The following is a 14,002-nucleotide window of genomic DNA, read 5'->3' on the forward strand; positions in this document are numbered from 1 at the left end:
GTATCGTTTCCGGAAACGATACCGATAGCATGAATCTTAACACAATTTAATACTTTGTCAAGTTAATCCAATAAGCTAATGCTCTAGCAAAGCGTATGACTAACTGGCGCAACTAACCATGGCTATGGGTCGTGTATCAGAAACACTCAACCGTGGGAGTAGGGCAGAAGTCCTAAACCATAAGTTTATCGATCAAGGGGTGGTGTGGGAGTAAACACCTATATAGCCAGAGGTTATATCTCGCTATACTCTTTGCTATCCAAACTCATCACAGCTATACGGGGTTGCTATGGATCGCAAACAATTTCTCAAACTTCTTGGCACCAGTGTCGCAACAGGCTTTTTAGTTCGCTCTTTCGAACCCAAACAAGCCGCTGCGATGGGACTCACGGCGCTACAGTTTAGTGGTACAACGCTCGCTGATTGGAAAACAGTGCTTGGTGATGGTTTATGGACAGCACCAAATCAAGTACCGGTCAATAATGCTGATATTCAAACCGATCAAACATCCACCAAAAGCATTCTGCGAGCAAATATCAGCCAACGTGGAGTCATGGCGCATAACATTACCTATAAATCACTGATTGATCAGGATCTGTTTGAGTATATTCATACAACCAGCTATGAATTTCGCTTACCATATATTCCTCAGACAAATTCAGGAATCCAAAATGCTCAAACCTTTGAAGGTGGTTTTTTTATCTGGGATGGCAGCCAAACCCAACTAGATTATGGATGTGCCTTTCAATGGGTGCTCAACCCATGGATGAGTACATTCGGGACAGTCTATAGCTGGTCAAGCGATGGCGCTACACAAGGCTGGATACCGTGTGGATTCCTCCAACCTGATACGAATTGGCATCAATACCAAATGATGGTTGATTATCATAACCAAACCTGCCGGCTCACGATTGATCAAACCAGCATCCCCATTTGTTTTACGGCAACACCCAAAGTCGGCTGGGGGACGGAAACTGCTGCACGATTTCAAACTGAAATTATTAGTATCTGGCCTGGTAATACTAGTATTGCACCATCACATGCTGTTGAAATTCGTAATTGGAATTGGAATTTACAACCATACACCTAAGCAATAGGGGATGATCATGCGAAATATTCGTCTTGAAACAAGCAGTATCGATAATCAAGCGACATTAAGTAGTGCCTTGGATCGATTAATGGCCTATCCTGGCTGGTATCAGCGCGAATGTGAGCCATGGCTAGATTTGGTGAGTTATTTTGATAGCCAACATAGCCTACAGCCACATAAAACACGCAAAGCTGGGTTCGAGCAATTTATTATCGAGATTGTTGGCGCTGAATCCTTTTGGACAAAATACCCAAAATTAGCAAATCTTTTAATTAAATGGATTGCCGATGTAAACAAACGGGCAATGCAGCGCTCAGGGCAGGCGATTATCCGATTAACGCTTTTGCCTTAAATCTTTGGGTGTTTTTTGCGTTTCCAGCGGCGATAACCCTGCCATCCTCCGATTAATCCAAGCATGCTTAGCACGATAAGCGTTATTCGAAACGGCTTGAGCCACGCCTCCCACCAGCGAATAAACGGGCTAGGCTCAAGCCCCAACAACACTTTGCTGATTAATTTTGGTTCATAGGTCTCGTTATAGAGTCCTAATTGGGTTTGCGGGCCACGTTGCCATGGCCAAAACCCAGCAACAGCCTTTGGAACCTCAGGAATATCGAAGAGTGTCCAGATCAAAAAACCATTATAGGCTTCGGCTTGTTGCATTAATCCCGTTAAGTAGTTTGCTTGCTCACGCTGGTTGTGGCCATGAGGAAAAAATGGGCTATTCCAGGTTGGCATCCCAATCTCAGTTAACAGGAGCGGTTTCTCGCCAACTACCTGTCTGAGGCGTTGATAGTGGGTTGCCAATAGTTCAGTTGATCCATAGTAATGAAACGAGACCAAATCGACATCTTGATATAACCGTTCAGCAGCTTCAGGTGTAGACCAGCCAATCGTAATCAGATGATGGGGATCAAGCCGACGAAGCTGGCGGATGCTATGCTGGAGCCATGCCTCAACCACTACCTGACTAGCAGTTGCATAATCACGATCTGGCTCGTTTTTAACATCCCATGCCATAATCGCCGGATGTTCTCGTAATGCAGTTACCACGGTTGTTAAATAGCTGTCGGTTGCTTGCCAGCGTGCCAGCTGATAATCGCCTAAAAAATCGAATAAGGTGACAATGACCTTGATGTTCGCTTGATCAGCCTGATCCAGAAAATCGGTCACAGAACGTAGATAGAGACTTGTGCTATAGGGTTCGGTAAATTGCTCAAACGGAATGAAAATCCGCACACTATTCAAATTTAGTTGTTGAACTAACGCGAGATCTTTTGTCGTTTGTTGGGGTTGATAGGCAGGCCAAAATTGTAGCCATGGAGTTTTAGAAGGATAATAATTAACGCCTCGGGCGATAAAAGGCTGATCGGCAAGTTGTAACTGTTGCTGATTAACCTGCAACAGTTGAGGCCTTGGTTGATACGAGGGTTCTATCGGGGTTGGCAGTTCGTGGCGAACCCAATGCCGAATTCGCCATGTGCCATCTTGCAACAGCATCACAATCTCATAGCGTGCATACAACCATTGAGCCGATACTATTTCCCCGTCAGCATCATAGATCATCTGATAGATCTCGGCTTGGGTATCGGTCAGAGCTACAATTGAGCCATCTGCTGCATAGAAATGCAGTTGTAATTGGTGGGCTGTATCAATTTGATCGATCTTTATATTCTCAGTCGTGCTGATACTAGTCGTGAGATAATGCAAGGCTGGCCCACTAAAACTGGTGTGTAAATTGTAGGGACGGCCAATCTTCAAGGAAAGATTCCATTGGAGCCACGCTCGACCATAATCGCTGGTCAGTTGTTGGCGAGTAAAATCTTCCATCACACGACCAGTGTCGGGGTCGTCAGGCAGCCACTGTGTTGCGATTGCGGCTTCGGGCGGCAACATGGGTGGCAATTTTAGGGCACTAGCAGGGTCGGCACCTTGCTGGAAGCTAGCGACAAGCCAGGCAACCCGACCAACTCCCCACCAGCCACATTGACCAAGGATGAGCAAAAAGAGGAGCCATATAATAATTTTGAAGCGCCGCTGACTCATGAACCACATCTCATTTGTATCAAGGAACTACCAGCAATAATTTGGCTTGTTTATCGCCAACCCGGCAGATCAGGGTATAACGACCTGCTGGCAACAACGATCGCCGGATCGTTGTTTGGATATAACCCGCCACAACATCGCTCGTTTGTTCAAACCTTGCAGGTCCAGTGACTTGTAATACTGCAATCGTCCCATCGGGAACATATTGCTGTAAACTCCCACTAATTGGCCCTGCGGTAATGCTAATTACATCGGTTGCAACCACTGCCTGCAACGCAAAATCAAACCCACCATTCGGCGGAACATCGACTATAAGTGGCTCACTGGCTACCCGAAAAATGCGTGCTTGGATCGTCAAGGTGGTTGCTTGATTGGGTGATAGAATCTGGGCTTCGGCAACGCCCCGAATCGTCACACTATTAATCAGCCGTTTCAGACCAGTCCCATCATTAACCTCAAATACTACGCTTGTACCATCGGGCATCACATTGCCAAACGCGTCGCGAATAAGGTTTGTTTGAACCGGAATAAAACTATGTCCATCAGCGCTAATCCGAGTCGGTAACTGACCAAGCTGAATACTAATATCGACTGGCCAACCAGCAACTTCAAGCAACTCGGCTTGAGGCCCAAGCCGGTCTTGGCTTGTAGCACTAATCAATGTTTTTCCAGCAACGGTTTGACTGTAGAGTCGTTGCCATGCTAGTAGATGGGCGGTTTTGACCGTAATTCGCGTTAGCTGTTGATTTGGGCGTTGAGCCGTAATATCTACCGCCGAGGCATCAGCAATCGGGTTGCCAAATTGATCATGGGGAATCACGACAACCATACTCCAAGTTGCACCATTGGCAATAATCGAACGTGCCCCAACTAAAGGGCGAAGAGGTTCAACCACCATTCCTGGCTGAAAACTGGTTGTCGCGCGAGCCTGTACCTGGCCTACCTGGGCCACAATTGTTACATCACCGCGTTGCTCATTCCATGGGGAGATCAAGGAGGTTGTTCCTTGCCCATTCACAATCGTTACTGCTTGACTATGCACAGCATAACTTGTTTGCATCGTGAGGTTCACAAGGCCATTCCAGTTTGGCTCAACCTCAAGCAAAATTGGGAGATCAGCCCCAACTACACTGGTTGGAGCCACGCCAATCGTGATCCGAGTTGGAGCCGATGGAAGCGATTGTTGCGATTGACAGGCGATTAACCAGCAAGCGCTAAGCAGGAGTAGCATCCAACGCATGATCAATTCTCCGCAAAATAGCCATGAATACTGATGCGAACCGCAGAATAGCCCGTCGTTGCGGGAAGAGTCAGGAAATAGCTCGGCTCAGCATCAGGAATCCCTGCCTCGACCAAGGCGTTGACCACCGTATCGCCATCAGTTTTAATGATCTGAATTGCTGATGCAGGAATAATGGGAATACTTACCACTGTTGAGCGTTGTGGACGAATCGAGCTTGCCACAAAAGCGTGATCAACCCAAGCCACGTCACCATTTGCATCGTAATAGGTTAGCAAAATATGCGGAATAGTAGCTTCTTCCGTACCATTATTGATCGCAGTCAACTCAATCTGCTGCGGTTCTGCATGCGCATGTACAACAACATCTTGCACTGCCAACCCCCGATTAAGATCGCGATTGGTCACAACTGCTTTGGCATAGACGATAAAATGGTCAATTGGTGAGGGGAAGGATACTGGTGAGAATGCATTGGGGTTGAATTCGCCAGCGGTTAATGTATCGCTCAGCACCGCCCCAGCTACTCCTTCAAAGTCAATTCGAAAGGGAGTTACTTCTTTCGGTAAAATCTTATGATTGATCACCGATTGGGCATTATAGCGGGTCAGTTCTCGATCATTCTCATCAAAGAGGATTCCAGTCACGGTAAGATCAGCGGGATCAACATCGAGATTCAACACTTCGCCAACAATACTAGTACGCCCTCGATAGGAGACCAATCGCGATGAAAGGACAGAAAGTTTAGGCCGATCTTGGACATCAGCAAATGAGGTTATCGTCGTGGTGACTCGTCGTCGTCCAGCCGCAAACCAATCAATCGCAGCTTGTCGAATAAATGTATCAGGCGGAACCCGTACATCTACCTTGGCAGTCGGGATATACCATTGACTATCACGTTTAACCAAGATCAGCCGTTCTCGGGTTGGGTATTCGTTAAGCGCTGTAACCCAACGTGTCTCCACATCGACGATCCGCGTTGTTTGATCACCCCCCAAATCGTTAACAATGACCGAATCTAATTTGCCATACGAAGCCACTAAGCCCCCTTGAACTGAAAGTTCAAGTAGATATTGATCATATGTCGGGCGTGTTTGCGGATCAAGGCGGGCATAGGCTGCTGAAAACCGTCGGAAATCGAGATCATCGTAATATGCCAAGACCACAGCTTCGGGGCTTTGTTGCACTTGGGCATAATGTCGCCAGCCGGTAAAAATACTTGCAAGCAGAATCAAGCCTAATAATCCATTTCGGACTGCATGCGCCGATGGCGGAGCAGGCTTAAGCTTTGGCAGCTTTTGCCAGAGCGTGCGCCAAATTTGCCAACGCGTTCGGCGTTGATCATTAGTAGCTGGCACAACTGACCAACGTTTAAGCAATTGATCAAACGTATACCACCAACGTTCATAGGGAATGATCGGAATACGATGCGGCAACAATGGCCGAAGCATTCGTCGCAGGCGTGGCCCCCATAGCCCCGCACTCAAGGCCAAAATTCCCAAGCCTAGGGCTGTAGGTGGCACTACCCCCCAGATAATCCGTTGAAACCAGGGAATTTCCCGCCGAGGCAAGATCTCAGGTAGTGGCGGAATATCCTCACGTTCCCAAACCACCAACCCGTTTTCTAGGCGTTGAATCCGATGCCAACCTGAAAAATAGAGTAGCGGATCGTAAAATTGATCATTGGAAAATACATATTTGAGGTTGTATTTATCGGGAACTGCCAAAAATTGCTGTAACGAACCAATCCCGGGAATCCCACGGAATTTAGCTCCCTCAAGCCGCTCAACTGGGGTTGTAGTTAATTCTGGTAAGCGACGAGCTGAATGATAATTGCCATCAACTGTGGTAGCCGTCGTTTGAGCCGAAACCCACGCCATCTGATCGCCAAAGCCAAGCATCAAATAGCGCCAGCGCCAGTGTTCATCTTTTTCGATAAAGGCAACCAATGGCACCGGATCAATCGCATCAGGCTGAAAGCGGCGAAATTGGGTAAAGTTTGAGGTAAATACGGCAACCCCAACATAGATCAGCACACAACAGACTTGGGTTATGCGCCACATCTTGTTGCCAAATTGGTCGCGCAGATAGCGGGCAAGATTACCATGACGCATGCTCACCACAAATTCACCAAGCAAGGGCGTAAATAAAATTGTGGCCCAAAAGGTAAACCGATCAAGGGTTAAAATATCAAATGCGCCGCCTAAAAGAGCCTTAGGAATAGGCGTAGTACCGCCAGTTCCTAGTAAAAACAAGGCACTGATCGAGAGCGCCATGGGCCATGCCCGACTAAAAAAACCTTTATAAAAAAGATAAGGCAAGACCAACAAGGTCGAGCCATAAGGCAATAACCAAAAAACAATCCCCGCATTTGGGTTCTCAATAAACGAATCACGTGATGCGTGAGGAATTGGCACTTGGCTGATCGGGTCACTGCTACTCCAAAGCCAATATGGTAAGACAACCAAGACCAAGGCAGCAATTAAACCTGGTCCATAGATCGCGGTGCGAATCAATGGTGGTGCAATTCGGCGTAAGCGTCGAACGATTAATGGGCGAATATTTGAACGTGTAATGCGAGCAGGATGCAGCGTATCCTCATCAGCTTTTGCTTGTCGAAATGCTTCAACCAAGGCTAAAAGAATCACTGGCCCGGCAAAAAAGACCGCTCCAAATAAGGTTGTTACATGATGTCCAGCGGTGGTTGCTGCATGTAATAACCATGCTCTGATCAGATCACGCCAATCACCTTCACTCAGCCAGCGTTTGACAAATGGCAGGGTATTCAACAAAAACCCTAAAGAAAAAGTTGTTGGGAGCTGCCCAAATACATGCACGGTTTCGCAGATGCTCGAACTGAACACAATGAGCAGAGCGGCATAACCTGCCGCTTCCTCAGAAACCCAAAGCTTGGCAAATCGATACATTCCAAGGGTTAAATTAAGCAGCGCAGCCAATTGGACTACCACAAACGCTGGCAATAAACCAATCACCATCCCCAGCAACCCTATCGATTGTTGGGAGCCTGGTGGATAACTAATCAGCGGAAAGCCCGTATACCAGCGATAATCCCAATGATCAAACCATGTTCGTCGATAATGATCGGCAAAGAAAATATGCACATAGGCATCGTAAGTGCGTTTGAAATTGCCCGATACCAGCAAGATTCCATGAAATGCAATCACCAGAATCAAGGCAGTCAGCAAATGTGGATTGATCGGAACGCGACGTTGCATAAAGTGATACCTCATCGATTCCTACAAGCATACTGATGTCAAGGTTTAAAAACAGCAATTAATCCTGACACAATGATGACATCCTACGAAGCATCATAGCACTCGTCAAAAGTGCTATGGCTAGGGTGTACCGTTAGACCATACGCAAGTACCTCTTCCCCGATTATGCTACAGCTATCTACTATTTTCATATCAAGGAATAGTCCCAATGGGAGACATTCGCTACCACCAATGGAAACATGAGCCTTTAACCGAAATGCCACATATTTCGGTAGTGGTTCCCTGTTTCAACGAACAGGAACGTATTCTACCAACCATTGGCGCAATTATGGCATGTTTTTGTACGCTCGGACGGCCATGGGAATTAATCATTAGCGATGATGGATCAACCGATCAAACCGTTGCCATAATCGAAGAACTTGGGTTTGCCAATATTAACTTGTTGAAAGCGCCTTGTAACCAAGGCAAAGGCAGTGCCGTTCGGGCAGGGATAATAGCTGCACGTGGTGATTTTATTCTCTTTGCAGATGCTGATAATTCAACCCCAATTGAGCAAATTCATCAGTTGTTACCATTGCTTGAAACAGGTGCCTATGATCTCGCGATTGGCTCTCGCGCAACTATTGCAGCTCACACCCAACATCGCAGTCTCGTTCGCCGCACGATGAGCGCAACCTTACGTGCAATTGTTCACTATGGGTTACAGTTGGACATCTACGATAGTCAATGTGGCTTCAAAGTCTTTCATCAGAGTGTTGCAAAACACTTAGTTCAGCTTCAAACCATGCCAGGCTTTGCTTTTGATCTTGAATTGTTGTTTCTCGCCAAAAAATATCACTACCAAATCATTGAAATTTCTGTCGAATGGATCGATGCGCCCGGCTCAAAAGTCCATCCTATTCGCGATACATACCGCTTTATTCGTGACATTCTGAAAATTCAAATTAATAACCTGCGAGGTCGCTATGCCAAACCGTGGCTTAAGGCTCGTCATCGTGACAACCTTCCCTCCAAGCACTGGTACGCTTAATGAGTATGCCTGGCATTTCGTGCGGGCTTTTCAACAAAAGCGCGAAATTCGTGAGATTATTGTCTTAGCCGATGAGCTTGCCAGGCCAGAACCAGAGCTACCAAATCAAATTAATGGTATTTCGCTCCAAATACAGCGTTGTTGGCAGTTTAATCGTTGGGATACTGCCCAGCGGCTTATGCGTGAGATTGAACAAATTAACCCTGACGCCGTGTTATTCAATTTGCAATTTGCAACCTTTGGCAATCGCCGTATTCCAGCAGCCTTAGCACTATTAACGCCAGCCTTGGTTCGCCAAAAAGGCATTCCAAGTATTGTTTTATTGCATAACATCATGGATACAGTGGATCTTAAGCAGGCTGGGTTTGCTGGCAATCAATTAATCAATTGGCTTACAAAATTCGCTGGGCGCATTATTACCCGTCAATTATTACGCGCTGATTTAGTTGCGGTAACAATTCCACGCTATGTCGAAATCTTAGAACAAACCTATGCAGCAACGAATGTGCTTTTAGCTCCCCATGGAGCCTTTGAAACGCCGCCACCTCCAACGGCTCCAAGCACCGATTGCTGGCGCTTTTTAGCTTTTGGAAAATTTGGTACTTATAAAAAAGTTGAAACCCTGATTGAAGCATTTGCTCAAGTCCAAACCAAGCATCAACAACCCATGGAATTAGTGATTGCAGGCTCTGACAGCCCAAACGCAGCTGGTTATTTAAACACTGTTCAACAGCAATATGCCCATGTTCCTAATGTACTCTTTACTGGCTATGTTCCAGAAGAAGCCGTTGCAGGCTTGTTTCAATCGGCAACAGCCGTTGTTTTTCCCTATACCAGTACCACTGGAAGCTCGGGAGTGCTCCATCAGGCAGGATCATATGGTCGCGCCGCGATCTTGCCAAACCTCGGCGATCTTGCCGATATTATCAGCGAAGAGGGTTTTGATGGCGTGTTTTTTGAACCTGAAAACGTTACCAGCCTCGCTTTAGCCCTTGAGCAATTGCTGCTTGACCCTGCAAGATGCCATGCGTTAGGGATGCAGAACTACGCTGCTGCTTGTGGCTTACCAATTAGTGATGTTGCTGATTGGTATCTTTTGCATCTGCAAACCTTGCTGCGTCAGCCAGCAATTGCACCAAGATTTCAACAGGAGGTTTTATGAATCGGCGACTTGACCCAGCCTATAAAACCGAAATTTTGTATCTCGAAGGCCGTTTTGATGTGCATAGCCTGATTCAATTACGTACATGGCAGCCGAATGCCACCATGCCGCATATTATTTTAGAGTTAAGCCAAGTTAATTTTGTTGACTCGGCAGCCTTAGCTTGGATGGTACGCTTAAACAAGAATGTTAGCAATATCCAGGGAAGCTTAACCATTTGTGGATTGCAACAACCAGTTCAAATTATTCTAGAGCTAACTCGACTTGATCGCGTGTTATCGCTCACCGAAACACTTGATCAGGCTCTTGCAAAAGTTGGCGAATACTAGTTGGCGAATGCACATGAACATGCTTTTACAAAACATCCCAGCGTTTGAAACCATTGCCACGGCTTGGCTCAAAACGGGCATTCAAGCATTTGGCTTATGGGTTGATAGCCGCTATCAACAAGTTTGGCCGCCGAGTAATACGATCACAACGGTTGCATTTCGTGCGCCGCTAGTTGTAAATGGTCAAGCAATTGGCGAATTACATATTGCCAGCGACCGCCAGAATTGTAGCCAAGAACGACTAGATGCTGATGCTGGCTTATTAGCGGCACTTTTGCAATATGAACATAATGTCCATTTATTAACTGATGAATTAATTGATTGTCAAGATCAACTTGTTACGTTATATGATATTTGGACTTCTATGGGTCAACATGGTGACTTAACTGCCCTTATGCAATCGCTGATGCGCGAGGTCGTTCGATTAACCAAAACCTCGAATGCTTGGATTAGTTTTGCTTCAGGTTTAGGCGTACAACATATTATAACCCATGGTTTTGTGCCAATATCAGAGCAAATGTTGCGCTCAATCCAGACAAATCAGTTTGCACTATTTACCAAACACGATCCAATTTGTCAACATTTAGATATTGTAAATCTCTTGTGGATGCCTATTACGATTCGTTCAGTAATTATTGCCGGTGGGCTAGGAATTTGCAATAAAACAGGTGAGTTTAGTGCAACCGATATTAAATTTGTTCAAGCAATTTGTGAGCATATTAGCCTTCAACTTGAACAGCAGATGCTTTATCAAGAAAGTTTAGCCAAGGCTCAAATGGAATCCGAGTTAGCCTTGGCGCAACGAGTACAACAACGTTTGTTGAGCACTCCTCTGCCAAGTGTGGCCGATATACAATTAACTGCCCATGCCAAACCAGCCCGGATTATTGGGGGCGATTTCTATGATGTGCTTCAACGGCCAGATGGAAGCGTTGCCATTATGGTTGGTGATGTGGTTGGCAAAGGTGTTGCTGCCGCATTATTGATGATGCTAAGCCGAACGGCTCTTAGAAATGCTGCGCTGGCAACCCATGATCCAGCAGCAATTCTTGAACGTACCAATATGGATCTTTACGACGACTTAACCACGGTTGGGGTATTTATTACGGTCTTTGTGGCAATTTATCATCCCAAAACCCATATGCTGTGGTATGCAAATGCTGGCCATGCCCCTGTATTGATCTTTCGCAATCAGCAAACCCAGTTGCTCGAAGCTGATTGTCCGCCAATAGGAGTGCTGCCACAACTTTGTGCTGGTAGCCATGCCCAAATTATGAATCCAGGCGATATCCTGATTGGTGCAACTGATGGCTTTAATGAAACTCATAACCAATATCAAGAGATGTTTGGGTATCAGCGACTCTGCCAACTCCTGACCCAGCATCATGAATTATCAGCAACAGCCTTATGTAACCTTTTCTTTCAGCAAGTTGAGGCCTTTGGCAATAGTTGTGTTCAAGAAGACGATCGCACAATGATTATATTAAAGACCAACCCATGAGGTCGTGTATGGTTGATATTGTTATCCCAGCTAGAATTGATTTGCTTGTCGAGATTGCTAGTACGGTTCGGCGATTCCTCCAAACGTTGCCCATCATTGAACAGCATCCGCAGCTTATCTACAATATTGAACTCGCTGTGCATGAAATTTGTACCAATATTATCACCCATGCCTATGAATTCAATAATGCTGGCTCGATTGCCATTAATGTCCGATTTTATTCACTAACCAATCAGCTTGAAATTAATATTTATGATTGGGGCAAGCCGTTTTATGCCGATCAACGCAGATTACCCGATCTTGAGCATGGGCAAGAGGGTGGGTATGGATTATTTATCGTTGAACAAGTGCTGGATTCGCTATGTTATCGACGCACTGCAACAGGCAATCATTGGCAGTTAATCAAACAATTAGGAGCAACATATGAGCATTGCTAGCCAAACGAAAGTAATTAATATTGGTATTTTAACCCTCAGCGATCGCTTTGATATCGCCGCATTATCAACCTTTCGCCAAGCAGCCGATCACATTCTGGCCCAAACTAACTACCTTGTGATTGATATGGCTGCGGTGAGTTTTTTTGATAGCGCTGGGATGGCGGCATTAGTAAATGTGCTTAAACGTGTTCGCGAACAAGCAGGTGATATTCGCGTTGTTTGGCCAATAGCCGAAGCTGCCCGCCGAATTGTCAGTCTCACAAAGTTTGATCGCGTCTTCACTAGTAGCCCATCGGTTGAATCAGCCTTGAGTATCTGGTAGACCATAGCGCAAATAGCTATCTAAGCTCTATTGAAGGATGCCCTATGCGTATAGTATCCCTACCAGCTCGTCAATCGATTCAGCGTTTGCTCGGCGAGCATTTAAAAAAACGTCCAGGCCTGTGGCTCTTTATAAGCATGATGTTGGTTAATGCAGGGAATTATGGGTTTAATGTTTTGGTCGGGCGCTGGCTTGGGCCATCGGCTTACGCCGAAATTAATTTAATGATTACCTTGTTTTTGATTGCAACCTTTATTACAAGTGGCTTGCAGATGAGTGCTGCTCGAGCAATTGTTGGCTCAAATAACCAGGCTATCTTAACCATGTTGCGACGGGTTGCTTGGGTTTGTGGTGGCTTAAGCTTGCTCGGTTTGGGGCTTTTTGCAGCATTTTGGCAAACCCTGTTTCACACAGCTAGTGCCAGCCCATTTATTATCTTAGGGGTTGGGCTAGCCTGTTATTATGCCTTGGGCGTTGAGCGCGGTATTGCCCAAGGATGTGCGCATTTTGGGCGCTTGGCTTGGAATTTTCAGATCGAGATGGCTGTTCGACTGATGGGAGCATGCGTCTTTGTTGGATTAGGTATGGGTGTCGCTGGTGCAACGATCGCTTTAAGTAGTTCGATTGTCATTGCATGGTTGGATAGTAGGAGATCTTATGCTACGGTTGAGCAACATAGAACGAACAATTCTATCCAGCTGCAAATGATGCTTCCGATTATCATCCATCTTTTGGGTCAAGTTTTAATTAATAATAGCGATGTGTTGTTGGTCAAAGCATGGTTTCCGGCAATGATTGCTGGCCAATATGCAGCCTTAGCGCTCATAGGACGGGTTGTGTTTTTTGCAACAGCCACCTTAGGTACCATTCTCTTTCCCCGAGTGTTACGTTCTACCCAACATAGCGAACAACAACGACTTTTCTGGCAAAGTATTATGATAACCGTGGCGATTGCGGGACTGATTACTTTGTTATGTAAAATTATACCGCAACTAATCCTTGGATGGCTTTTTGGTGAGGCCTATCTTCCCATCGCAGATTTCTTATGGCTATATGCGGTGGCAACGAGTTGTTATGCCATTGCTAATATTAGCATCACGTATCAGCTTGCTCAGGATCGTTCATTTGGTGCATGGATTGCTCTGCTTGCAGGTAGCATTCAAATCGGGGTAATGAGCTGGTTCAATCAGAGTATTCACCAGATTTTATATAGCCAAGTTGGAGTGATGCTTGGTTTACTATTGGTGCTTATGCTCTACGAATTCTATAGGGCTCGTGCACGGCAGAAATTCTCAAAATCCAGGGTAATTTGATTGCGATGTTGAGGGGCATGGCTTCACGCCATGCCCTATTAATTTAGTGCTTACTTTGCGGCCAAGAAACCGCGCTGCAAAATCGATTGAATAATCGAGCGCTGTGGATTGTTTGAGCGCAGCGAGCTTTCTCCCCGCATCGTTTGCGGAAGATAAATGGTATAGCTAGGAATTGGATTCGTCGCCGTCGCGGTTGGTGTGCTGGTTTCCGTTGGCGTATTGGTCGCGGTTACTGTCGCGGTCGGCGTGTTCGTTGGCGTATTGGTCGCCGTCGCCGTTGCCGTTGGTGTGCTGGTTTC

13 protein-coding genes are annotated in these 14,002 nt (G+C 46.0%); 9 read left to right on the top strand and 4 right to left on the bottom strand.

The window, feature by feature from the left end; genetic code table 11:
• The first annotated feature begins 289 nt into the window (after positions 1 to 289).
• On the top strand, positions 290 to 1,090 hold the full coding sequence (locus tag DEF47_RS21720) for a hypothetical protein (RefSeq protein WP_012189722.1): 801 nt from the start codon (positions 290 to 292) through the stop codon (positions 1,088 to 1,090).
• 16 nt (positions 1,091 to 1,106) lie between these two features.
• Positions 1,107 to 1,442, top strand: coding sequence for a hypothetical protein (locus tag DEF47_RS21725; RefSeq protein ID WP_012189723.1), 336 nt, complete (start codon positions 1,107 to 1,109; stop codon positions 1,440 to 1,442).
• Here DEF47_RS21725 and DEF47_RS21730 read toward each other — a convergent pair.
• The 3 genes from DEF47_RS21730 to DEF47_RS21740 are packed head-to-tail and all read right to left on the bottom strand — an operon-like array spanning position 1,439 to position 7,609.
• On the bottom strand, positions 1,439 to 3,136 hold the full coding sequence (locus DEF47_RS21730) for a cellulase family glycosylhydrolase (protein ID WP_041304424.1): 1,698 nt from the start codon (positions 3,134 to 3,136) through the stop codon (positions 1,439 to 1,441). The genes DEF47_RS21725 and DEF47_RS21730 overlap by 4 nt on opposite strands.
• A 19-nt stretch (positions 3,137 to 3,155) precedes the next feature.
• Positions 3,156 to 4,376 (bottom strand): hypothetical protein, encoded by a 1,221-nt coding sequence (locus tag DEF47_RS21735; RefSeq protein ID WP_012189725.1) that lies wholly within the window; start codon positions 4,374 to 4,376, stop codon positions 3,156 to 3,158.
• A gap of 2 nt (positions 4,377 to 4,378) precedes the next feature.
• Positions 4,379 to 7,609 carry a putative glycosyltransferase family protein gene (locus DEF47_RS21740; RefSeq protein WP_287045343.1) on the bottom strand — a complete coding sequence of 1,077 codons (3,231 nt, stop codon included), beginning with the start codon at positions 7,607 to 7,609 and terminating at the stop codon, positions 4,379 to 4,381.
• 208 nt (positions 7,610 to 7,817) lie between these two features.
• Between DEF47_RS21740 and DEF47_RS21745 the strand changes: the two genes are divergently transcribed.
• The 7 genes from DEF47_RS21745 to DEF47_RS21775 all read left to right on the top strand — a co-directional run bounded on the left by DEF47_RS21745 (position 7,818) and on the right by DEF47_RS21775 (position 13,703).
• Positions 7,818 to 8,639 (top strand): dolichyl-phosphate beta-glucosyltransferase, encoded by an 822-nt coding sequence (locus DEF47_RS21745; RefSeq protein ID WP_012189727.1) that lies wholly within the window; start codon positions 7,818 to 7,820, stop codon positions 8,637 to 8,639.
• On the top strand, positions 8,605 to 9,801 hold the full coding sequence (locus tag DEF47_RS21750; RefSeq protein ID WP_287045344.1) for a glycosyltransferase: 1,197 nt from the start codon (positions 8,605 to 8,607) through the stop codon (positions 9,799 to 9,801). Before DEF47_RS21745 ends, DEF47_RS21750 begins: the two co-directional genes overlap by 35 nt.
• A complete protein-coding gene (locus tag DEF47_RS21755; RefSeq protein WP_012189729.1) occupies positions 9,798 to 10,130 on the top strand; it encodes an STAS domain-containing protein in 333 nt (110 codons plus the stop codon). The genes DEF47_RS21750 and DEF47_RS21755 overlap by 4 nt, the downstream gene beginning before the upstream one ends.
• 13 nt (positions 10,131 to 10,143) lie before the next feature.
• Positions 10,144 to 11,631, top strand: coding sequence for a PP2C family protein-serine/threonine phosphatase (locus DEF47_RS21760; protein WP_041304426.1), 1,488 nt, complete (start codon positions 10,144 to 10,146; stop codon positions 11,629 to 11,631).
• A gap of 8 nt (positions 11,632 to 11,639) precedes the next feature.
• Positions 11,640 to 12,068 (top strand): ATP-binding protein, encoded by a 429-nt coding sequence (locus tag DEF47_RS21765; RefSeq protein WP_012189731.1) that lies wholly within the window; start codon positions 11,640 to 11,642, stop codon positions 12,066 to 12,068.
• Positions 12,055 to 12,390 carry an STAS domain-containing protein gene (locus DEF47_RS21770; RefSeq protein WP_012189732.1) on the top strand — a complete coding sequence of 112 codons (336 nt, stop codon included), beginning with the start codon at positions 12,055 to 12,057 and terminating at the stop codon, positions 12,388 to 12,390. Before DEF47_RS21765 ends, DEF47_RS21770 begins: the two co-directional genes overlap by 14 nt.
• Positions 12,391 to 12,476: 86 nt before the next feature.
• The gene (locus DEF47_RS21775) at positions 12,477 to 13,703 is read left to right on the top strand and encodes an MATE family efflux transporter (protein WP_287045345.1); all 1,227 of its coding nucleotides are present in this window, start codon (positions 12,477 to 12,479) and stop codon (positions 13,701 to 13,703) included.
• Between the two features lie 50 nt (positions 13,704 to 13,753).
• Here DEF47_RS21775 and DEF47_RS21780 read toward each other — a convergent pair.
• Positions 13,754 to 14,002, bottom strand: a 249-nt coding sequence (locus DEF47_RS21780; protein ID WP_287045346.1) for a hypothetical protein, incomplete at its 5' end; no start/stop codon positions are given.

Origin of the sequence: Herpetosiphon sp., assembly GCF_003512625.1 — a bacterium.
Lineage (GTDB): Bacteria > Chloroflexota > Chloroflexia > Chloroflexales > Herpetosiphonaceae > Herpetosiphon > Herpetosiphon aurantiacus.

Coding starts and splice junctions, on each gene's coding strand:
- DEF47_RS21720 (WP_012189722.1), top strand. CDS start 290: ATGGATCGCAAACAATTTCTCAAACTTCTTGGCACCAGTGTCGCAACA.
- DEF47_RS21735 (WP_012189725.1), bottom strand. CDS start 4,376: ATGCGTTGGATGCTACTCCTGCTTAGCGCTTGCTGGTTAATCGCCTGT.
- DEF47_RS21765 (WP_012189731.1), top strand. CDS start 11,640: ATGGTTGATATTGTTATCCCAGCTAGAATTGATTTGCTTGTCGAGATT.
- DEF47_RS21740 (WP_287045343.1), bottom strand. CDS start 7,609: ATGCAACGTCGCGTTCCGATCAATCCACATTTGCTGACTGCCTTGATT.
- DEF47_RS21725 (WP_012189723.1), top strand. CDS start 1,107: ATGCGAAATATTCGTCTTGAAACAAGCAGTATCGATAATCAAGCGACA.
- DEF47_RS21745 (WP_012189727.1), top strand. CDS start 7,818: ATGGGAGACATTCGCTACCACCAATGGAAACATGAGCCTTTAACCGAA.
- DEF47_RS21730 (WP_041304424.1), bottom strand. CDS start 3,136: ATGAGTCAGCGGCGCTTCAAAATTATTATATGGCTCCTCTTTTTGCTC.
- DEF47_RS21770 (WP_012189732.1), top strand. CDS start 12,055: ATGAGCATTGCTAGCCAAACGAAAGTAATTAATATTGGTATTTTAACC.
- DEF47_RS21755 (WP_012189729.1), top strand. CDS start 9,798: ATGAATCGGCGACTTGACCCAGCCTATAAAACCGAAATTTTGTATCTC.
- DEF47_RS21760 (WP_041304426.1), top strand. CDS start 10,144: ATGAACATGCTTTTACAAAACATCCCAGCGTTTGAAACCATTGCCACG.